The organism is uncultured Tateyamaria sp. (assembly GCF_947504105.1).
Classification (GTDB): Bacteria; Pseudomonadota; Alphaproteobacteria; order Rhodobacterales; family Rhodobacteraceae; genus Tateyamaria.
This window is the reverse complement of the sequence record NZ_CANNGP010000005.1, coordinates 138,402-157,179: the sequence shown is the minus strand read 5'-3', so window position 1 is coordinate 157,179 and position 18,778 is coordinate 138,402. Positions and strand designations below refer to the sequence as shown.

Sequence of the window (18,778 nt, the reverse complement as noted above, 5' to 3'; positions counted from 1 at the left end):
TGAAACGGCGCGTCCATGGGGCGCGCCGTTTTGCTTTGGAGGGGAGATGCCTGTGCTGGATGTCGGAGAGGGTCATCGGCTTTGGTTCGAACAGGCCGGGCAGGGCGTCGACGCCTTGGTATTGCATGGTGGCCCCGGGTCTGGCTGCAAGCCCGACCACTACGATCTCTTCGATTTGTCGCGATACCGCGTGACGCTGCTGGATCAACGCGGCTGCGGTCGGTCGACGCCCGTGGCGTCGGAGACGCTTGATGCGTTAAAGGCCAACACGACGCCTCATCTGATCGCGGACATTGAAGCGCTGCGCAGACATCTGGGCGTGGAAGCGTGGGTGCTGTTCGGCGGATCATGGGGATCGACGCTGGCACTGGCCTATGCGCAGGCCTATCCGGCGCGCGTGCGTGCTATGGTTTTGGCGGGAGTCGCGACAACGACTGAGCGGGACTTGTGTTGGCTTTACGGACACGTAGGGAACATATTTCCCGAAGCTTACAAAGCTTTTTGCGCGCAAGTGCCTGAGGTTAGCAGCCAACCTGCAGCAACGCGGGAACGGATCCGCGCCTATGCCGGGCTATTGCGTGATCCGGTGCACGCCCAGTCTGCGGCGGATGGCTGGTGTCAGTGGGTGACGGGCATCTTCGGTGGTGACATTCATGCCCCGGGGTCACGCTATGCCGACCCCACCTTTCGGCTGGGCTTTGCTCGGATTGTCACACATTACTTCGCTCAAGGTCCGTGGATGGAGGATGATCAATTGCTGCGCGGCGTCCCAACCATCGCGCATATCCCCTGCACCATGATCCACAGCCGGTTCGATCCATCCTGCCCTCTGCGTGCACCATGGGAATTGAAACAAGCCTGGCCGACTGCAAGCCTGCAGGTGTTAGGCGGTACATGCCATTCGGCTCTGGATTGTGAGATGACCGACGCCATTCGGTCTGCGATGGATTCTTTGGCAGTTTGAATACGGGGGTGGACGGGATCGCGTTTGGGGGCGCAATCCCGTCCGTTTGTCGGCGTCCTTGGCCACGGGGATGAGACACGTGGACGCTACAAATCCGACCCACCTGCTGATCAATACACAGGCGAGCCGGGTCCGGAAGAACCGGTCGAAACGTAGAGCCCTCGTAATTGCGAGAGGTCCGCTTCGCTGTTCCCTGGCTAAAGCCACCACTCACGGAACATGAGTACAATGCCAAATTTACCCCACGTTAGCAAAGTGGGGGATTCCTTACCTGATGGTCAAAAATTTCAAATGCCGTCGCGGAAGTTGTATTATTATGTCAAATTGACAGGCTTTTGATCCAGAAAACCATAAAGTGACTGTCGAGAATCAAAGTGCGAAAGCTTGTTCCAACGATTGCCATGGCGTGGTCGCCTGCAGTGTCGCCCGATCAAACGTCGTTAGGTTCCCACCACCGCCGGGTCCTTGGTCATGGTCTCGGCTGATTGGGGTCGCGGCGCAGGCACAGTAGAGCAGGGTGCCAACCGCACCATGTCCGACGACAAGCATGTCACCAGGCGGTGCGGCCTGCGTCATGTGCAAGATGCTGGAGAATATACGATCCTGTGCATCCTTCGCGCGTTCCCAGCCGCGAATTGACTGGTCTGGGTCGGCAAAAAACGCATCCGCTGTAGTCTCGAATTCGGGTGGCGGTAGGTAACCCGTTGAAGCTCTGTCATTTTCGTAGCTGTCTTTTGCTACGGTCACATCCAACCCCAACGCTGCCGCGAGCGGAGCAGCCGTGTCGCGCGCTTTGCGTTCTGGACTGGTAAACACCGAAAATGTGTCTTGCAGTCTATTGGCAATGACCTGGGCCAGCGCGTTAATCCGTGTCTGACCGACACTGTTGAGCGACCACTCTGTCACCGGAACGCGGGGATCTATCTGAACTTGCGGATGGCTCAGATATCTCAACTGCGGGCGATGCGCCATTAGGCCTCGAGAATGAACATCTGGTTTGCAAAGGCGGCCTTGAGCACAGCCTGCGCTGTGGTTTCAACGGCCAGGGCCTCACGCGCGAGGCGAAGATGCTTTTCAACTGTGGCGGATGTCAGTCCCATGAGAACTGCAATATCCTGCATAGTTTTGCCGTCGCCCACCCATTCAAGCGCTTCACGCTGGCGCTTGGTCAACGAGCGGTTTGGTGCGGTATAGGGCAGCGTGAGAATCTTGAGATGCGCGACATTGTTCATCAGGTGGATGTCACGACCATGTTCGGCCCATACGGCATCGACTTCCTCTTGTGTCATGCCTTCGCGAGCGGTCAGCGCAATGGCGCCCTTGGACCGCGCCGAGACCGACTTGAAGCTGATGGTGTAGCCGACGGTCACGCCCATCGAATAGTTGAACTCGAGAACGCGCTGTTCGGATGCGCTCAGTGTTTCTGTGGACTGCATCTGCGCCAGTATGCCCCAGCTGCACGCGCCCTCGTTGTTCAACGCCCAATTGACCATGGGCGCGTGAGCGTAGTGCTGTTCGCCAAGAAATACGTCCGAATAGGCGCGGTCGTGATTTGTGAGGATGATAAAATCCTCCGGATCACCAAGTGAATTGCCGGACCGGTAGCGCGTAAAACCGTAGATCAGTCTGTCAAAGCCGTACTCTTCCATCTTCTTGGTGTGGGCTTCCCACAGCTCTTCGATGGTTTGACAATTTGACAGTCTGTGCAAATAGCTTTTCACGTGCGCGCCCCAAGATGCCCGATCAATGCGTCCAAGGCCAGAGTATAGCCGCTCACCCCAAAGCCGCAAATCATGCCTATCGCGACCGGCGCAATATAGCTGTGATGGCGAAATGCCTCGCGTGCATGGATGTTGCTGAGATGCAGTTCGACCACTGGCAATTCTGTTCCCAGGATCGCGTCATGCAGCGCGATGGATGTATGTGTGTATGCGCCCGCGTTCAAAACGATCCCGTCATGCGCACCCTTGGCCGCATGGATTGCATCAACCAGCGCGCCTTCGTGATTGGATTGGGCGCAAATGACCTCAATCCCTTGGGCGGTGCCGTGATCGCGACAAAGCTGCTCGACCTCGGGCAGTGTGGTCGCGCCGTAAATCTCGGGCTGACGTGTGCCGAGCAGGTTCAAATTGGGACCATTCAGGACCAGAACAGAAGTCATGGGAAATAAACCTTAGATTTGCGCCGGTGTTATCCATTATGTCCTGCATCTGTCCAGTGCGGCGTTACGCGGATGCGTCAAACACAGCCAATCCAAGCCATTCTGCAACAAGTGCGGGCGTTTCTGACCCGTCGATTTCGATCATCAGTGCAAGGGTACGCAATAGCTCCGTTGCGTTGCGTTTGGTAACTTGGCTGAGGGTGAAGCGCCCGCGCAGCCGGTCGCCCGGGCGCACGGGTGTCAGGAATCGCAAGCGATTGAAGCCATAGTTGATACCCATGGTCTGTCCATCCATGAGGGGAAAGCAGTCATAGGCGAAGCGTGAGGCAAGGCTGAGTGTCAGGAACCCGTGGGCGATGGTGCTTTCAAACGGCGTGTCTGCAGCGCGTTCAGGATCAATATGGATCCACTGATCATCATGTGTTGTGGCTGCAAATTGGTCGATCATTGGCTGATCGACCGAGATCCAGTTTGATACGCCTACTTCGGTGCCGATTTGCTGCGATAGACTGGCAAGCGCGTCGTCAATGCTCATGGATCAGCGCCCACGCGCACCATGCGCTTTCCCGTATTGTCGCCATGCAACAGGCCGATAAGCGCTTGCGGTGCATTTTCCAACCCTTCAACGATATCTTCCGTAACCTTGATCTTGCCTTGCGCGACCCAGGCTTGCAGGGCCCGTGTTGCCTTGGCGTCATCGCGGGCGAAATCCATGACGATGAAGCCCTCCATCCGGAGTCGCTTGACCACGACAACACCTGGCAGGTTGCGCGGGCCGGTTGGGTTCGGTGTGTCGTACTGGCTGATCGCGCCGCAGCATGCAACGCGGCCGCGTTCATTCATGAGGGCGAGTGTGGTTTCCAGAATGTCACCGCCCACGTTGTCAAAGTAAACGTCGACCCCATCAGGACAGGCATTGCTCAATGCTTTGAACACGCCACCCGCGCGATAGTCTACACAGGCGTCAAAGCCAAGTTCGTCGGTGACGAAGGCGCATTTCTCGGGCCCGCCGGCGATCCCCACGACACGGCAACCGAGCGCCTTGCCGATCTGGCCGACATAGCCGCCGACGGACCCGGCCGCTGCGCTGACCACGATGGTTTCACCTGCAAGCGGTTGACCGATCTGCAGGAGTCCATGAAAGGCTGTCTTGCCAGCAATGCCATAGACGCTGAGCAGATGGCTCAGCGGTTGGACCTTGGGCAGCTTCTGTAGCTTGTGGGCGGGGCGGGTCACGTGGTCAGCCCAGACGCTCTCTGCTGCGACGATGTCACCAGGTGCAAGGTGCGGCGACTTGCTCTCCATCACTTCGCAGATCGAATAGGTTGGCATGGGGTCGCCCGCATGCACCGCATCGCGATAGGTGGCCCCTTGCATCCACGACCGGTTGGCGGCGTCGATGCTCATGAGGATCGTTCGCAGAAGTACCTCGCCGTCCTGTGGTACTGGCATCGGAGTGTCCTGCAGCTCGAAATGCTCGGGTCCAAGCACAGCTTGCGGAAGGTTGGCAACAACGATCTGACGGTTGGTCATGAGATGGCTCCTGTGTATGAGGGGGCATGACAAAAGAATATCGCCAGCCTGTTTATGCGCCGCCCAAGGGGGCAACAGATGTGTTTCTGATCCGGCACGGGGAAAGCGCGCCTGCGCGCGCCGGCATGAGTTTTCCGATGAAAGATGGCAGCGGTGATCCCCCTTTGCATCCGCAAGGTGAGCGACAGGCATTGGCCGTTGGTGAGCGATTGAAACATGAAGCGTTTGCAGCGCTTTACGTGACGAAGTTGACGCGCACGCACCAGACGGCTGCCCCTTTGGCGGCGCATCTGGATATGACCCCGATTGAGAACCCTCATCTGCACGAGGTGAATCTGGGCGATTGGGACGGCGGTCTTTATCGAATCAAGGCTGCAGAAGGTGACCCGATCTACAAGCGCGTGAGGGAAACGCAGGATTGGTCTGCGATCCCGGGCGCCGAAACACGGGATGCATTCTTTGGCCGCGTGCGCAGGGGGCTGCTGACTGTTGCTCAGGCGCATTCGGATCAACGCGTCGCCGTCTTTGTCCATGGCGGCGTAATCGGTGCTGCACTTGCGATTGCCACCGGCTCGGAGCCGTTTGCCTTTCTGGGCGCCGCCAACGGCTCGATCAGTCGCATGGTGATACATGGCGAACGCATGATTGTGCGGGGGTTCAACGAAACGCAGCACCTGGACCACCTTTAACCGTTTGTCAGCACGACCTTGCCCTGGACCTTACGGTCGGCGATCAAGTCCAACGCCCTAGCGGCGTCTTGCATGGGGAAGCTGGCCGATATGTGCGGCTTCACTTGACCTTTCTCATACATCTCAAAGAGTTCTGCGATGTTTTGCATGTGGCCCGCCGGATCGCGATAGATGGACGCGCCCCAGAACACGCCGACGATCTGGCATGATTTCAGCAATGTCAGGTTCAATGGGATCGATGGGACGCCCGCCGGGAACCCAACCACGAGGAACCGGCCGCCCCAGGCCATCGACCGGATCACCGGCTCGGCATAGTCGCCGCCAACGGCGTCATAGGCCACGTGGACACCTTCCGGGCCTGCGACCTTCTTGATGTCGCCCGACAACGCCTTTTGTGCGTCGCGGTCCATCGCGCGCGGGTAGATGATGGCGTCGTCTGCGCCCAAGCCGCTGCAGAAATCCGCCTTTTCCTTGGAACTTACGGCCGCAATCACCCGGGCTCCGGCCGCTTTGCCCAGTTCAATGGCCGCAGCACCAACGCCGCCCGCGGCCCCAAGGATCAGAAGCGTCTCACCCTTCTTTAATTCTCCACGGTTTTTCAACGCATAATAAGACGTTCCGTATGTAAAGATAAAGCACGCGGCCTCGTCAAAAGGCATGTTGTCCGGGATCTTCACACAAGAAGTCGCCGGAGCGCACAGATGGGTTGTGAAACCGCCAAAGCCGGTCATCGCAAGGACGCGGTCGCCTACCGCCAGTTGCGACACGCCATCGCCCAATGCTTCGACCACGCCGGATACTTCGCCTCCGGGGGCGAAGGGCCGCGGCGGTTTGACCTGATAGAGATCGCGAATGATGAGCGTGTCGGGAAAGTTGACGCCCGCAGCTTTCACCGCGATCCGCACTTCACCTTTCTTGGGTTCGGGCGTTGGCCCGTCGGTCCATTCAAGTGTTTCAGGGCCACCGGGCGCGGTGCTGAGCATGGCGTGCATATCGGGTCCTCCCACCCATGACGTTACGGCAGGGGTGCAATGTGCCTGCCTTTGTCTCATCCTGCAGTTGAGGAGGCGCGGCTGTAAAGCCGTGGGCAGGGCGACGTAACGGCAGCCGGCAGATCGGAGGAGAGAACCATGGATCCCAAGACCCTTTTTTCATTGGACGGAAAGGTTGCGTTGGTCACAGGCGGCGCAACAGGTATTGGGCGGATGGCTGCCACCGGCCTGATGATGGCAGGCGCCCGTGTGTTGATCGCAAGTCGCAAAGGGGATGCCTGTGAGGCCGTGGCGGCCGAGTTGAACGCCATGGATGCGCCAGGTTCCGCCGACGGGTTTGCAGGCGATGTCGGCAGTGAAGAAGGTATAGCGGCGCTGGTCGCTGCGGTATCGGCGCGCACCGACAAACTGCACATCCTGATGAATAACTCCGGTGTCACATGGGGCGCGCCAATGGGGCAATTTCCGCATGAGGCGTGGGAAAAGGTGATGAATGTCAACGTGGCAGGCCTGTTCCACCTCACGCAAAGCTTGCTGCCGATGTTGATCAAGAGCACAACGGCGGATGATCCTGCGCGCGTGGTTAATGTTGGATCTGTCATGGGCGACACACCGCTAGGCGACGGCGCATATTCCTATGCCGCGTCCAAGGCCGCCGTCCTGCATATGACCAAGATCATGGCCAAGGAGCTGGCATCTCACCACGTGACCGTGAACGCGCTGGCCCCGGGCCCGTTCGTGTCGAAGATGACCGCCTTTGCAACTGCTGACAAAGGCATGCGTGACAAGGTTGGGTCAGATGTTCCCCTTGGCCGCGTGGGCCGCGATGAAGACATCGCCGGTTGCATGCAGTTCCTGTGCGGGCAGGGCGGTGCATATCTGACCGGTGCCATCCTACCCGTATCCGGCGGCATTCAGGTGATGTCAGGTCCAAACCTGTTCCGGGCGGCGCTGGAAGGATGATCCGCTTCGACGATCAGGTTGCGATTGTCACCGGCGCTGGGGCTGGCTTGGGCCGGTCTCATGCGTTGGGCCTGGCCGCGCGCGGTGCGCGTGTCGTGATCAACGATATGGATGACGCAGGCGATGTGGTGGCCGAGATCGAAGCTGCGGGTGGGCAGGCGATGGCCATCGCGGCAGATGTATCCGACCCGCGGGCTGTTGGCGAAATGGTCGCACAGGTCATGGATCGGTGGGGTCGGATCGACATCTTGATCAACAATGCGGGCATCCTGCGTGACAAGACATTTTCAAAGATGGATATGGCTGATTTTGCCAAGGTCATCGACATCCATCTGATGGGCACGGCGCAGTGCTGCCATGCCGTGTGGCCGCTCATGCGCGACCAAGGCTATGGCCGCATCGTTCTGACGGCATCTGGTTCAGGGCTCTACGGTAACTTCGGGCAATCAAATTACGGTGCTGCCAAGGCCGGAATGGTCGGACTGATGAATGTGCTTCACCTTGAAGGTGCGCGCGATGATATCCGGGTCAATACACTCGCGCCCACCGCCGCGACGGCAATGACGGAAGGGTTGCTGCCGCAAGCGGCGCTTGACCTGCTTCAGCCAGAAACCATTACGCCCGGTGTGCTTCACCTTGTAAGTCGGGATGCACCAAGCCGCACGATCCTTTCAGCGGGCGGAGGTACGTTTGCCGTGACGCAAATCACGGAAACCCAGGGCGCCTTGATCAAAGGTGACATTACGCCCGAGGCGGTCGCCGAAGCATGGTCGGATATCACCGACCCAAGAGATGCCGAACCGCTGGAAAACGCCTTTGCCCAAACGCGCAAATACGCGTTGCGCGCGGCGAGGGCCAAGGGGGGCGATCTTGACTGGTAGATGCCAATACGCCTTCATCTTGCCAAGTAAACTCCGGGGTCCGGGGCAGCGCCCCGGTCCATCGCTTTCAATTCAAACAAGGACCAGATAAATGCGCGACGCTGTCATCGTCTCTACCGCTCGTACTCCCATCGGCAAAGCCTATCGCGGGGCGTTCAATGCGACGACGCCGCAAACGTTGGCGGCACATGCGATAGAAAACGCGGTGAAACGTGCCGGTGTTGATGGGGCAGAGGTGCAGGATGTGATCCTTGGCGCGGCCTTGCAGCAGGGTCACACCGCCGGAAACATTGCGCGACAGGCGGCCATTCGGGCCGGATTGCCTGTGACTGTAGCGGGCATGAGTGTCGACCGGCAATGCGCGTCCGGCATGATGGCCATTGCCGCGGCGTCAAAGCAGGTCGTGCAAGATGGGATGGATGTGGTCATCGGCGGTGGGGTCGAATCCGTGTCGATGGTGCAGACACCCGAGATGCGGACGCATGGCGATCCATGGCTCAAAGCCAAAAAGCCAGAGATCTACATGACCATGTTGGAGACGGCCGAAACCGTCGCCGCCCGCTACGGGATCAGCCGCGCGGCACAAGACCGCTATGCCGTACAGTCGCAGGCCCGCACGGCCGCCGCCCAGGAGGCAGGTAAGTTCGCGGATGAGATTGTGTCCGTAGCGACCATCATGAAGGTGCAGGACAGGGAAACCAAAGCCATCTCGGAACATGAAGTCACGCTGGAGAAAGACGAGGGCAACCGGCCCGGCACGACCTATGAGAACGTCGCGGGACTAAAGCCGGTTTTTACGGACGGTATCCATGTTGCTCAGGGCGAATACATCACCGCAGGAAATGCGTCGCAGTTGTCAGATGGTGCATCCGCCGCGGTGGTGATGGAGGCGTCTCTGGCTGAAAAGAAGGGGCTGGTACCGCTTGGCCGCTGCATAGGCGTGATGGCTGCAGGATGTGAACCGGACGAGATGGGCATTGGTCCGGTCTTTGCCGTGCCGCGCTTGCTCGAGGCGCATGGCCTTAAAATGGATGACATCGGTCTGTGGGAACTCAACGAGGCTTTTGCCGTTCAGGTGCTGTATTGTCGGGACACCCTTGGCATTCCCGATGAGCTGCTGAACGTGAACGGCGGTGCAATCTCGATCGGTCATCCCTATGGCATGTCGGGCGCACGAATGGTCGGGCATGCACTGATCGAAGGCAAACGGCGTGGCGCAAAACATGTCGTATGCACGATGTGCGTTGGTGGCGGGATGGGGGCGGCTGGCCTGTTCGAGGTACTTTGACATCAATGCTGCGTGAACCGGCGACGCCTTACTTGGAAAGAAAGAAGACTGGACCATGGCGGACAACATGATGGCACAAGACAGATTGCCAACCGCGCTGCGGGGGTTGCGCATTCCGATGATCGCGGCCCCCTTATTCATTATTTCGGTGCCCGAACTGGTGATTGCTCAATGCAAGGCCGGCATCGTCGGGTCGTTTCCCGCGCTGAACGCCCGCGAAGGTGAAGGTGATCCCCCGCTTCTCGATGCGTGGCTGACCCAGATTTCGGAAGAGCTTGATCGTCACAATCAGGCAAATCCGGACACACCAGCCGCCCCTTTTGCAGTCAACCAGATCGTGCATCGGTCGAATGCGCGACTTGGGCGGGATCTTGAGATTTGCGCCCGGCACAAGGTGCCGATCTGGATTACGTCGCTGGGCGCAAGGATCGAAGTGAACGAAGCCGCCCATTCCTGTGGGGGCGTGGTTTTGCACGATATCATCAACAACAGGTTTGCCCGCAAGGCGATCGAAAAGGGTGCTGACGGGCTGGTCGCTGTCGCCGCCGGTGCGGGCGGGCATGCAGGCCAACAATCCCCCTTTGCCCTGATCCGCGAAATTCGGGAATGGTTTGACGGCCCATTGGCCCTATCCGGTGCCATTGCCACGGGCGAGGCGTTGCTGGCCGCGCGCGCGCTTGGAGCGGATTTCGGCTATGTCGGATCGCCTTTCATCGCAACGGACGAGGCCAACGCAGTGCAGGGATACAAGGACATGATTGTGGACAGTGGGGCCGAGGATATCGTCTATTCCTCTCTCTTTACCGGGGTGTGGGGCAACTACCTGCGCGGTTCGGTCGAGGCGGCTGGTATGGACCCCGACAACCTGCCTACAGCAGATGCGACATCGATGAACTTCTCTTCAGGCTCGTCAAAGCCAAAGGCATGGAAAACCATTTGGGGATCCGGGCAAGGTGTGGGTGCGGTAACATCCGTAGGTCCCGCGGCCGCAATCGTTGACCGGATGGCACAGGAATATGCAGAAGCCAGGGCGCGGCTGGCACAGGATTTTGCAGGGACTTAGGCATGGACACCCAGACACTCGATACGGCGGCTGTTTCGGCCTTTCTAAAAGACAAGCTGCCGGGCTTCGACAAGGCCATCGAGGCGACGAAGTTCGCGGGGGGCCAATCAAATCCAACCTTTCTGTTGCAAACGGGCGCCGGGAACTATGTCCTGCGTCGCAAACCACCCGGTCAGCTCCTGAAATCAGCTCATGCCGTGGATCGCGAGTTCCGGGTGCAAAAGGCGCTGTACGGGTCCGACGTGCCCGTCGCCAGAATGCACGTGTTGTGCCAGGACCCATCCATCATCGGTTCGGATTTCTACGTGATGGACCATGTGCCGGGTCGAAATTTCAATGAACCGACCATGGATGGCCTAAGCAATGCTGACAGGACCGCCGTCATTGCGGATATGAATCGCGTATTGGCTGCCTTGCACGAGGTCGATATCGATGCAGTTGGGTTGGCCGACTATGGCCCGCCGGGCCACTACTTGGAACGACAGGTGGGACGCTGGACCAAGCAGTATCGGGCATCCGAGACCCAGGATATCCCCGCCATGAACACGTTGATTGAACGGCTTGCGGCGGACATGCCAGAAGATGATGGACAGCGGACGCTGGTGCATGGCGATTACCGTATCGACAACATGATTTTCGAATCCGAGGGCACGCGCTGTCTGGCCGTGCTCGATTGGGAGCTCAGCACGATTGGCCATCCCTATGCTGACCTTGCGTCAGTAATCATGCAGTGGCAATTGCCCCCCGGGTCGCAAGGTCGCGGACTGATGGGCGTGGAGCGCGCGAGTTTAGGGCTGCCATCAGATGAGGAATTTATCGCGGATTACTGTCAAAGACGCGGTTTGCAACGCGTGGACAGGTTTGGTTTCTTTGTGGCCTTTTGCTTTTTCCGCATGGGTGCGATCATTCAAGGTGTTCTTAAAAGAGCCATTGATGGCAATGCATCCAATCCGGAGCGGGCCATGCAAGTGGGTGCCTTTGTTCCCGTGTTCGCTGATAACGGACTGAAGGCATTGAAAAATGATAAATAACAATAAGCTAAGAAACCAAATTAAAGTGAAAGGTGAAGTTTCTGTGTCGGCGGCAATCCAATGCCCGAACTCAACCTAGACGCTTGACTTATCCTGTGCCTGTGCAACGCTGGACCTATCCCGCCTCGTAAACTGGCCCGAAAGAGGTCGCCCGGGCGGTCCGCGCTCTAGGGAGGAACATAATGCGCACTAAGACGATTCTTGGGCTGACCACGGCCCTCACCTTGGCCGTCAGCGCCTTTGCTGCTGGCGCTGACACCATCAAGATCGCCTTTATCGACCCATTGTCTGGCCCGTTTGCCGGGACTGGCACCAACGGTCTGCACCAGTACCAATTCGCCGCCGAAGAGCTGGTGAACAAGAAAGGCGGCGTGCTTGATGGTGACATGTTCGAGATTGTCGCCTTTGATAACAAGATCAGCCCCAAAGAGTCGTTGATCCAGCTGCAGGTCGCGATTGATCAGGGCATTCGCTACATCGCGCAAGGCAATTCATCGGGCGTGGCCAACGCGCTCACCGAAGCGATCAACAAGCACAACCGCCGCAACCCGGACGGCCGGGTGTTGTTCCTGAACTATTCTGCCGTGGATCCGGCGCTGACAAACGACAAGTGCAACTTCTGGCACTTCCGCTTTGACGCCAATGCAGACATCAAGATGGATGCGCTGACCGACAGTATCGTCAGCAATGATGCCATCGAAAAGGTCTATATCATTGGGCAGGACTACAGCTTCGGCAAAGCTGTGGCGGCTGCAGCAGTCAAGTATCTGGGTGAAAAGGCGCCCGAGATCGAAATCGTCGGGAACGAGTTACACCCCATTGGAAAGGTCAAGGATTTCACCCCCTACAGCCGCAAGATTGTCGCTTCCGAGGCGGACGCTGTAATCACAGGCAACTGGGGTGCCGATATGGTCGGTTTGGGCAAATCTGTGCTTGAGAATGGATTTACGGGTCCGATCTACACGTACTACGCGGCAGCGGATGGGATCACTGCCGCCTTCGGTGATGCCGGGGTGGGTAGCTTGCGGCTCGTGGCAGAGGGTCAGTTGAACCCACCGGCAAATGACACCGCGTCAGAATATATTCAGGCGTTCAAAACCAAATATCCGGATGGCAATTTAAGCCAGGCCCGTATCACCAACGTGATCGAGATGTTGGCCAAGGCGATCAACGAAGCCGGGACAGCAGATGATGTCGTGCCGGTCGCGTATGCACTTGCGGGAATGGAGCACGAAAGCCTCTGGGGTGGCCAACTCATGATGCGCGAAAGTGATCATCAGTTGATCCAGAACGTACATATCATGGAGCATACCGATGACGTGGTGTACGACTACGACAATTCCGGTTTCGGCGTGAAGGTGGTCAAAACGGTCGAGATGGCCGCGGCCGACAGTCCCACAAGCTGCCAGATGCGTCGCCCGTGATTTGATCCGGTGGGGCCGCGTTTCGTTGGCCCTGCATGCTTCTTTTGACCAAAAATACGACGGGGAGTTTGAGGGGGGGAACCCCTCAAACTCAAACAGAAATCGCGTCGCGCAAGCGGCATTGGGATCACGCCTGATATGGACCTTATCCTTGTCAATCTGATCGATGGACTTGTGACCGGCCTTCTGCTTTTCATGCTGTCAGCGGGCTTGACGCTCATCTTTTCCATGATGGGCGTGCTCAACTTTGCCCACGCCAGTTTTTACATGCTGGGCGCATATTTTGCCTTCCAGATCAGCCTGTACATCGGTTTCTGGATGGGCTTGCTTATCGCACCGCTTGTTGTTGGTGTGCTGGGTGCAGGTGTGGAACGCTACGGGCTCAGGCGTGTGCACCAATATGGCCACGTGCCAGAGCTGATCTTTACCTTCGGCCTCGCGCTACTCATCGAAGAGGTGGTGCAGTTCATCTGGGGCAAGAACCAGATGCCCTACGCCACACCCGAGATATTGCAGTTCACCGCGTTCTCCATCGCAGGCAATTCTATCCCGGCCTACAAGATATTCATGATCTTTATTTCGATCGCGATCTTTATTGGATTGCTTTACGTCCTGACGCGGACGCGCGTTGGCATGATCATCCAGGCCGCCCTGACATATCCCAAAACAGTCGAGGCTTTGGGGCACAATGTGCCGCTGATCTTCATGGGTGTGTTTGGCGTCGGTACGGCGCTTGCTGGTGTGGCTGGCGTCATCGCGGGGCCTGTGCTGGGCACATTTCCGGGTATGGCCTTTGTCCTTGGCTCAATCGTTTTCGTCACAATCGTCATTGGCGGGCTGGGCTCGCTTTGGGGCGCGCTTGTCGCTTCTTTGCTCATCGGTTGGATCACAACCTTTTCCAAGGCATACAATCTGCGGATGGAAGATCTGCTCACATGGGCAGGCTTTACCAAGCCCGAACCGATCTGGGACAGCGCTTGGCGTGATTTATGGTCGATCACCAGCCCACAGATCGCGGACATCCTGCCATATATCCTTATGGTTTTGATCCTGATCTTCCGTCCTTATGGCCTGTTCGGAAAGCGTGACGCATGACAGATCAGTTCACCTCAGACCCGACAAAAGCTGCACAGCGGATGCGCGCCGGTTCTATGGTCATCCCACTGATGCCATGGGGGATCGCAGCAGTATTGCTGATGGTTCTGCCGTTCATTTTTACGGCCAATTCTGCCATAACCATTATGAACCAGATGGCCATCACGATCATCTTTGCCCTGGCATACAATATGCTGCTGGGGCAGGGCGGCATGCTGTCCTTCGGCCACGCAGTCTATGCCGGTGTTGGCGGGTTTGCCTGTGTTCATATCATGAACATGGACGATTTCTTTGCCGGTATCCCGCTGCCCGTTCTGCCCATTTTTGGCGGTCTCATGGGTATGGGACTGGCGACTATCGTCGGAAGCTTTTCAACCCGCAAGGCGGGTACGGTTTTCGCCATGATCAGCCTGGGCGTTGGCGAACTGATCGCGGCCTGTTCTGTCATCATTGTCGCCTTTTTCGGTGGCGAAGAGGGCATCTCGGGCGACCGCACTTACGGCATGCCGTTCTTCGGCGTCGAATTTTTGCAACAGATCGAGGTCTACTACCTGATAACTGCATGGCTTCTGATATCTGCTGCACTGATGTATCTCTACTCCCGCACTCCGCTCGGCCGTATGGCAAACGCCGTACGCGACAACCCCGAGCGGGCCGAATTTCTGGGCTTCTCCGCACGCTGGGTCCGCTTCTTTTCCTTTGTCGCATCCGGTTTTTTCGCAGGGGTCGCAGGTGCGCTTTTTGCCGTCAACTACGAAATATTGACCGAAGAAAACTTGAACACTACGCAGTCCGGGCTCATCCTGCTTGCCACCTTCTTGGGCGGTGTCGGTTTCTTCTTTGGACCCATTCTGGGCGCCATAGTGTTCACGTTGGTGCAGACCGTGCTGAGCCTGCAAACCGAACTATGGGGGTTTTATCTTGGCATCGTCTTTGTCGTGACGGTGATGTTTTTTCCCGGTGGGCTCGCAGGGCTGATCATGATGCATGTGCCAGCCATGCGCCTTGGCAAGTTGGGTCGGCTGGGCATACCCTACCTCAAGACGCTAGGGGCGGGTGCCGTTGGATGCTTGGGGGGCGCCGCGCTGATCGAAATGACGTTCCATCTGCGCCATGCAAGTGCGGGTGATCATAGCATGACCCTTTATTGGATCACATTCGACAGTCACACCATGCTGCCTTGGATTGTAGCGATCGCGGTCACTTTGATCGGCTTTGGCGTCGCGCGCGCCACGGCACCCGCACTGGCCGAGGCGTGGAATGATGCCAACACACCTGACGGAACCCCACGATGAGCGCCGCGCTGGAACTAGACGGGCTCAAGAAGTCCTTTGGTCAAACCGAGATCATTCGCGGTGTGGACCTCAGCATCGGCAAGGGTGAACGACACGCGATCATCGGGCCCAACGGGGCAGGTAAATCGACGCTTTTCAACTTGATCACGGGTCGCTTTCCCCAGTCCGACGGAGCAATCCGCCTGCACGGGCAGGATCTGGCAGGCAAAGCCCCATTTCAAATCAACCGCATGGGCCTGTCGCGCAGTTTTCAGATCACCAACATCTTTCCCAAGATGACGGTATTTGAAAACGTGCGGTGTTCGCTGCTCTGGTCCATGGGGTACCGTTACAATTTCTGGTCCATGGTAGGGCGCAGCCGCGCACTGACCAACGGGGCAGACCAGATCCTCGAACAAATCAACCTGACCGCCCGCCGCGATTTGCCGGCTGGCGTGCTCAGCTATGCCGAACAGCGCGCGCTTGAGATTGGGATCACGATCGCAGGTGGGGCGGATGTTATCATGCTGGACGAACCCACCGCTGGGATGAGCCACTCGGAAACCGACTATATCGTCGATTTGATCCGCACGGTGACGACAGGCAAGACGCTTGTGATGGTCGAACATGACATGGGTGTCGTCTTTGGCCTGGCGGACCAGATATCGGTGTTGGTCTACGGCGAAATCATCGCCACAGGCACGCCCGAGGCGGTACGGGCCAACCCCAAGGTTCAGGAAGCCTACCTTGGCGAAGCACTGGAGGCACACTGATGCTCGATGTCACTGACCTGCATGCCTATTACGGCAAATCCCACATCCTTCAAGGCGTTAACATTCAGATCGAAGAGGGTGAGATCGTGGCCCTGCTGGGCCGCAATGGCGTGGGACGGTCGACCACGTGCAAGGCTGTGATGGGGGAAGTGGAACCGCACGGCTCGGTCAAGTTTCGCGGACAGGAGATTGCGGGCAAGAAAGCCTACGAAGTCGCCAATCTCGGCATCGGCTATGTGCCTGAAAACCGTGATATCTTTCCCGGTCTCACAACGCGGCAGAACCTTATTCTCGGCCTGAAACCCGGGCAGAAAGACGGGCAGGGACGCTGGTCGATGCAGGACATGTTCGACATGTTCGAAAACCTCTCCCGTCGCGCCGATGTGGAAGCATCGGTGCTGTCAGGCGGGGAACAACAGATGCTGACCATGTGCAGAACGCTGATGGGTGACCCGGACCTGGTCATGATTGACGAACCCACCGAAGGGCTTTCCCCGCAAATGGTACAGCGCGTGGCCCATTTGCTTCAGGAAATCGCGAAACGCGGGATTGCGACGTTGCTGGTGGAACAGAAGCTCTCGATCGCGCTCGACATCGCGCACCGCGTCTATGTCATGGGGCACGGGCAGGTAGTGTTTGACGGTACACCAGACGACCTGAAGGCGCGTGATGACATCCGCAAAGAGTGGTTGGAAGTCTAATTGGCTTGACACCACCTCTGGGGTGACCGCGACCGTTGGGTCACAGTGCGGCGGCGACCTTGTATGCTGGCCGCATCATCAGCCGATCAACATATGCAGCCAGCCGCGGCATCTGTGACAGGTCGATCCCAATACCTTTGGCCGAGATCGCCGCTGACCCGGTCATGATATCCGCCGCCGAGAAGTCGCCCGCCAGGTAATCTTTCCCATTCAGCGCCACATCGATGGGCCCCAACATCTGTCCGAGCAGCTTTTTCGCTCGCTTTGCATGGATTTCGGACTGTCGTTCGGGCGGCAAAAAGAACGTTTCGACCATATAGCTGTTCACTTGCGGCATCAGCATGCCTTCCGAGTAATGCAGCCATTGCAAATAGGCGGGATACGCGTTGCTGCCCACAGCCGGTCGGAACCGGCCATCGCCATGCCGCGTCACAAGGTATTCAAGGATCGCGCCGCTTTCCATGATTTGCACGTCGCCATCAACAAGTACCGGGACCCGGCCCATCGGATGAATATCTGCGCGGTACTCCGGACTGCGCATGGCAGGATCGCCGAGGGCATAGGTTTCAAGCTCGTAGTCCAGCTGCATCTCTTCGAGAAGCCAGGCGACCCGTATGGCTCGGCTGCGCGGCGCGAAATAAAGCTTGAGCATAGTAATCCTCCCTCAACTTCAGGCTATCGTCCTGTCTTTTGTCTTGGCAAGGCCGCGTGGCCTCGTATCGTGGCGGAATGTCACTGACCCTCGATCCGAACCGCCTTTTCCGTATCCAGACCTGGGCAGATCGTTACACATCAGAGCAGAGATTTGCCGGCTTGTCCGTCCTGATCCATCAACATGGGCAGGAAATGCTGTTCGCTCAATCCGGTGTGCGCGACCTTGTGACCGGGACCGATTTTGATCGGAACACCGTGGCACGTCTATATTCGATGACCAAACCCATCACATCCTTGATCCTCATGATGCTGGTCGAGGAAGGCGCTCTGCATCTGGACGCACCGCTGTCCCGTTTCCTGCCCGCGTTTGGCGAAATGCGTGCGCTTCGGACCGGTGCCGTCGATCTGACACAGACGGAACCCTGTGCAACCCCGACACTGCACCAGCTGCTCACGCACCGATCGGGGCTGAGCTACCCGTTCAATCCCGGTGTTCTGCCCGAGGCAATGGCGGATCTGGATCTTCTGTTCAAACCCACCTCTGGTACATTGGCCGAACAATGTAACGCGCTGGCTGGCTTGCCGCTGGCGTTCGCGCCGAGGCAACGCTGGGAATACTCAGTTGGCATCGATGTGATTGGCCGGGTAATCGAGGTCGTCACGGGTCAATCGCTTGATCACGTGTTCCGCGAACGCGTGCTGGATCCACTTGGCATGGAGGATACCGGGTTTTCGGTACCAGACGACACGCTCGGCCGATTTGCCAGTCTCTATACACCGCTTGCCGGGGATGCGATGGACCTGAACACCACCGCAAATGGTGACAGTTCGCTCAGGCTCTTTGATGCTGCTGCACACTCTCCGTTCCGGCGCACCACCTGTTTCAGCGGCGGCGGCGGTCTGGTCGGGACAATCGACGACTACATGGCATTCGCCGAGTGTTTGCGGGAACGAGGGCAGGGGTTGATCTCATCCTCGACCGCCGAATTCATGATGTCGAACCACTTGGCTGGCGACATCGCGAGCCTTGGCCCTGCCAGCTTTGCCGAACAGCCGATGGAGGGGATGGGGTTCGGGATTGGCGGTGCGGTTGTCATAGACCCGGCGCGCAGTCGGGTGCAGTCTTCCATCGGGGACTTCAGCTGGGGTGGCATGGCGTCCACCTTTTTCTGGGTCGACCGGGCGCATGACCTGAGCGTCGTGTTCTTTACTCAACTCAGTCCATCTTCAAGCTACCCGGCGCGGGCCGAACTCAAAGCGCTGGTGCATGGTGCATTGATGTGACAGGACAA

General features: G+C 58.1%; 20 protein-coding genes. 13 read left to right on the top strand and 7 right to left on the bottom strand.

The annotated features are described in order from the left end of the window. Nucleotides 1-46: 46 nt before the first annotated feature. On the top strand, nucleotides 47-964 hold the full coding sequence (gene pip, locus Q1A75_RS05440) for a prolyl aminopeptidase (protein ID WP_299554496.1): 918 nt from the start codon (nucleotides 47-49) through the stop codon (nucleotides 962-964). A gap of 369 nt (nucleotides 965-1,333) precedes the next feature. Here the strand turns inward: pip and Q1A75_RS05435 are convergent, their stop codons facing one another. The 5 genes from Q1A75_RS05435 to Q1A75_RS05415 form a co-directional block, all read right to left on the bottom strand. Beyond that, on the bottom strand, nucleotides 1,334-1,936 hold the full coding sequence (locus tag Q1A75_RS05435) for a histidine phosphatase family protein (RefSeq protein ID WP_299554493.1): 603 nt from the start codon (nucleotides 1,934-1,936) through the stop codon (nucleotides 1,334-1,336). Continuing rightward, the gene (locus Q1A75_RS05430; protein WP_299554491.1) at nucleotides 1,936-2,685 is read right to left on the bottom strand and encodes a LuxR family transcriptional regulator; all 750 of its coding nucleotides are present in this window, start codon (nucleotides 2,683-2,685) and stop codon (nucleotides 1,936-1,938) included. Before Q1A75_RS05430 ends, Q1A75_RS05435 begins: the two co-directional genes overlap by 1 nt. Beyond that, on the bottom strand, nucleotides 2,682-3,125 hold the full coding sequence (aroQ, locus tag Q1A75_RS05425) for a type II 3-dehydroquinate dehydratase (RefSeq protein WP_299554488.1): 444 nt from the start codon (nucleotides 3,123-3,125) through the stop codon (nucleotides 2,682-2,684). The genes Q1A75_RS05430 and aroQ overlap by 4 nt, the downstream gene beginning before the upstream one ends. Nucleotides 3,126-3,189: 64 nt before the next feature. Continuing rightward, nucleotides 3,190-3,660 carry a MaoC family dehydratase gene (locus Q1A75_RS05420; protein WP_299554486.1) on the bottom strand — a complete coding sequence of 157 codons (471 nt, stop codon included), beginning with the start codon at nucleotides 3,658-3,660 and terminating at the stop codon, nucleotides 3,190-3,192. Beyond that, on the bottom strand, nucleotides 3,657-4,658 hold the full coding sequence (locus Q1A75_RS05415) for an NADP-dependent oxidoreductase (RefSeq protein ID WP_299554483.1): 1,002 nt from the start codon (nucleotides 4,656-4,658) through the stop codon (nucleotides 3,657-3,659). The genes Q1A75_RS05420 and Q1A75_RS05415 overlap by 4 nt, the downstream gene beginning before the upstream one ends. 26 nt (nucleotides 4,659-4,684) lie before the next feature. Here Q1A75_RS05415 and Q1A75_RS05410 point away from each other — a divergent pair, with 26 nt between their 5' ends. Then, the gene (locus Q1A75_RS05410) at nucleotides 4,685-5,347 is read left to right on the top strand and encodes a histidine phosphatase family protein (RefSeq protein ID WP_299554480.1); all 663 of its coding nucleotides are present in this window, start codon (nucleotides 4,685-4,687) and stop codon (nucleotides 5,345-5,347) included. On the opposite strand, the gene Q1A75_RS05405 is transcribed toward Q1A75_RS05410, so the two are convergent. Then, complete coding sequence (locus Q1A75_RS05405) at nucleotides 5,344-6,339, bottom strand: NADPH:quinone oxidoreductase family protein (protein ID WP_299554478.1); 996 nt, start codon at nucleotides 6,337-6,339, stop codon at nucleotides 5,344-5,346. The genes Q1A75_RS05410 and Q1A75_RS05405 overlap by 4 nt on opposite strands. 138 nt (nucleotides 6,340-6,477) lie before the next feature. On the opposite strand from Q1A75_RS05405, the gene Q1A75_RS05400 reads away from it, so the two are divergent. The 10 genes from Q1A75_RS05400 to Q1A75_RS05355 all read left to right on the top strand — a co-directional run bounded on the left by Q1A75_RS05400 (nucleotide 6,478) and on the right by Q1A75_RS05355 (nucleotide 16,832). Beyond that, complete coding sequence (locus Q1A75_RS05400; protein ID WP_299554476.1) at nucleotides 6,478-7,302, top strand: SDR family NAD(P)-dependent oxidoreductase; 825 nt, start codon at nucleotides 6,478-6,480, stop codon at nucleotides 7,300-7,302. Continuing rightward, the gene (locus Q1A75_RS05395; protein ID WP_299554473.1) at nucleotides 7,299-8,183 is read left to right on the top strand and encodes an SDR family NAD(P)-dependent oxidoreductase; all 885 of its coding nucleotides are present in this window, start codon (nucleotides 7,299-7,301) and stop codon (nucleotides 8,181-8,183) included. Before Q1A75_RS05400 ends, Q1A75_RS05395 begins: the two co-directional genes overlap by 4 nt. Before the next feature lie 91 nt (nucleotides 8,184-8,274). Continuing rightward, nucleotides 8,275-9,471 carry an acetyl-CoA C-acyltransferase gene (locus Q1A75_RS05390; RefSeq protein ID WP_299554470.1) on the top strand — a complete coding sequence of 399 codons (1,197 nt, stop codon included), beginning with the start codon at nucleotides 8,275-8,277 and terminating at the stop codon, nucleotides 9,469-9,471. Between the two features lie 55 nt (nucleotides 9,472-9,526). Beyond that, nucleotides 9,527-10,534, top strand: coding sequence for a nitronate monooxygenase family protein (locus tag Q1A75_RS05385; protein WP_299554467.1), 1,008 nt, complete (start codon nucleotides 9,527-9,529; stop codon nucleotides 10,532-10,534). A 2-nt stretch (nucleotides 10,535-10,536) separates the two neighbouring features. Continuing rightward, complete coding sequence (locus Q1A75_RS05380) at nucleotides 10,537-11,565, top strand: phosphotransferase family protein (protein WP_299554464.1); 1,029 nt, start codon at nucleotides 10,537-10,539, stop codon at nucleotides 11,563-11,565. A gap of 182 nt (nucleotides 11,566-11,747) precedes the next feature. After that, nucleotides 11,748-12,989, top strand: a complete 1,242-nt coding sequence (locus tag Q1A75_RS05375) for a branched-chain amino acid ABC transporter substrate-binding protein (RefSeq protein ID WP_299554461.1) — start codon at nucleotides 11,748-11,750, stop codon at nucleotides 12,987-12,989. A gap of 138 nt (nucleotides 12,990-13,127) precedes the next feature. Next, nucleotides 13,128-14,084: a branched-chain amino acid ABC transporter permease gene (locus tag Q1A75_RS05370; protein ID WP_299554458.1), complete on the top strand. Its 957-nt coding sequence runs from the start codon at nucleotides 13,128-13,130 to the stop codon at nucleotides 14,082-14,084. Beyond that, nucleotides 14,081-15,379, top strand: coding sequence for a branched-chain amino acid ABC transporter permease (locus Q1A75_RS05365; protein ID WP_299554455.1), 1,299 nt, complete (start codon nucleotides 14,081-14,083; stop codon nucleotides 15,377-15,379). Before Q1A75_RS05370 ends, Q1A75_RS05365 begins: the two co-directional genes overlap by 4 nt. Then, the gene (locus Q1A75_RS05360) at nucleotides 15,376-16,131 is read left to right on the top strand and encodes an ABC transporter ATP-binding protein (RefSeq protein WP_299554452.1); all 756 of its coding nucleotides are present in this window, start codon (nucleotides 15,376-15,378) and stop codon (nucleotides 16,129-16,131) included. The genes Q1A75_RS05365 and Q1A75_RS05360 overlap by 4 nt, the downstream gene beginning before the upstream one ends. Further along, entirely contained in the window at nucleotides 16,128-16,832 is a 705-nt protein-coding gene (locus tag Q1A75_RS05355; RefSeq protein WP_366142180.1) for an ABC transporter ATP-binding protein, read from the top strand. Before Q1A75_RS05360 ends, Q1A75_RS05355 begins: the two co-directional genes overlap by 4 nt. A 40-nt stretch (nucleotides 16,833-16,872) precedes the next feature. On the opposite strand, the gene Q1A75_RS05350 is transcribed toward Q1A75_RS05355, so the two are convergent. Continuing rightward, nucleotides 16,873-17,484, bottom strand: coding sequence for a glutathione S-transferase family protein (locus tag Q1A75_RS05350; RefSeq protein WP_299554446.1), 612 nt, complete (start codon nucleotides 17,482-17,484; stop codon nucleotides 16,873-16,875). Nucleotides 17,485-17,561: 77 nt separating this feature from the next. On the opposite strand from Q1A75_RS05350, the gene Q1A75_RS05345 reads away from it, so the two are divergent. Next, nucleotides 17,562-18,770 carry a serine hydrolase domain-containing protein gene (locus Q1A75_RS05345; protein WP_299554443.1) on the top strand — a complete coding sequence of 403 codons (1,209 nt, stop codon included), beginning with the start codon at nucleotides 17,562-17,564 and terminating at the stop codon, nucleotides 18,768-18,770. Nucleotides 18,771-18,778: the final 8 nt, after the last annotated feature.

What these genes read in the sequence shown, in the direction of transcription:
- pip (WP_299554496.1), top strand. Translation starts at nt 47, where the DNA reads ATGCCTGTGCTGGATGTCGGAGAGGGTCATCGGCTTTGGTTCGAACAG.
- Q1A75_RS05435 (WP_299554493.1), bottom strand. Translation starts at nt 1,936, where the DNA reads ATGGCGCATCGCCCGCAGTTGAGATATCTGAGCCATCCGCAAGTTCAG.
- aroQ (WP_299554488.1), bottom strand. Translation starts at nt 3,125, where the DNA reads ATGACTTCTGTTCTGGTCCTGAATGGTCCCAATTTGAACCTGCTCGGC.
- Q1A75_RS05420 (WP_299554486.1), bottom strand. Translation starts at nt 3,660, where the DNA reads ATGAGCATTGACGACGCGCTTGCCAGTCTATCGCAGCAAATCGGCACC.
- Q1A75_RS05415 (WP_299554483.1), bottom strand. Translation starts at nt 4,658, where the DNA reads ATGACCAACCGTCAGATCGTTGTTGCCAACCTTCCGCAAGCTGTGCTT.
- Q1A75_RS05410 (WP_299554480.1), top strand. Translation starts at nt 4,685, where the DNA reads ATGACAAAAGAATATCGCCAGCCTGTTTATGCGCCGCCCAAGGGGGCA.
- Q1A75_RS05405 (WP_299554478.1), bottom strand. Translation starts at nt 6,339, where the DNA reads ATGCACGCCATGCTCAGCACCGCGCCCGGTGGCCCTGAAACACTTGAA.
- Q1A75_RS05400 (WP_299554476.1), top strand. Translation starts at nt 6,478, where the DNA reads ATGGATCCCAAGACCCTTTTTTCATTGGACGGAAAGGTTGCGTTGGTC.
- Q1A75_RS05395 (WP_299554473.1), top strand. Translation starts at nt 7,299, where the DNA reads ATGATCCGCTTCGACGATCAGGTTGCGATTGTCACCGGCGCTGGGGCT.
- Q1A75_RS05390 (WP_299554470.1), top strand. Translation starts at nt 8,275, where the DNA reads ATGCGCGACGCTGTCATCGTCTCTACCGCTCGTACTCCCATCGGCAAA.
- Q1A75_RS05385 (WP_299554467.1), top strand. Translation starts at nt 9,527, where the DNA reads ATGGCGGACAACATGATGGCACAAGACAGATTGCCAACCGCGCTGCGG.
- Q1A75_RS05380 (WP_299554464.1), top strand. Translation starts at nt 10,537, where the DNA reads ATGGACACCCAGACACTCGATACGGCGGCTGTTTCGGCCTTTCTAAAA.
- Q1A75_RS05375 (WP_299554461.1), top strand. Translation starts at nt 11,748, where the DNA reads ATGCGCACTAAGACGATTCTTGGGCTGACCACGGCCCTCACCTTGGCC.
- Q1A75_RS05370 (WP_299554458.1), top strand. Translation starts at nt 13,128, where the DNA reads ATGGACCTTATCCTTGTCAATCTGATCGATGGACTTGTGACCGGCCTT.
- Q1A75_RS05365 (WP_299554455.1), top strand. Translation starts at nt 14,081, where the DNA reads ATGACAGATCAGTTCACCTCAGACCCGACAAAAGCTGCACAGCGGATG.
- Q1A75_RS05360 (WP_299554452.1), top strand. Translation starts at nt 15,376, where the DNA reads ATGAGCGCCGCGCTGGAACTAGACGGGCTCAAGAAGTCCTTTGGTCAA.
- Q1A75_RS05350 (WP_299554446.1), bottom strand. Translation starts at nt 17,484, where the DNA reads ATGCTCAAGCTTTATTTCGCGCCGCGCAGCCGAGCCATACGGGTCGCC.
- Q1A75_RS05345 (WP_299554443.1), top strand. Translation starts at nt 17,562, where the DNA reads ATGTCACTGACCCTCGATCCGAACCGCCTTTTCCGTATCCAGACCTGG.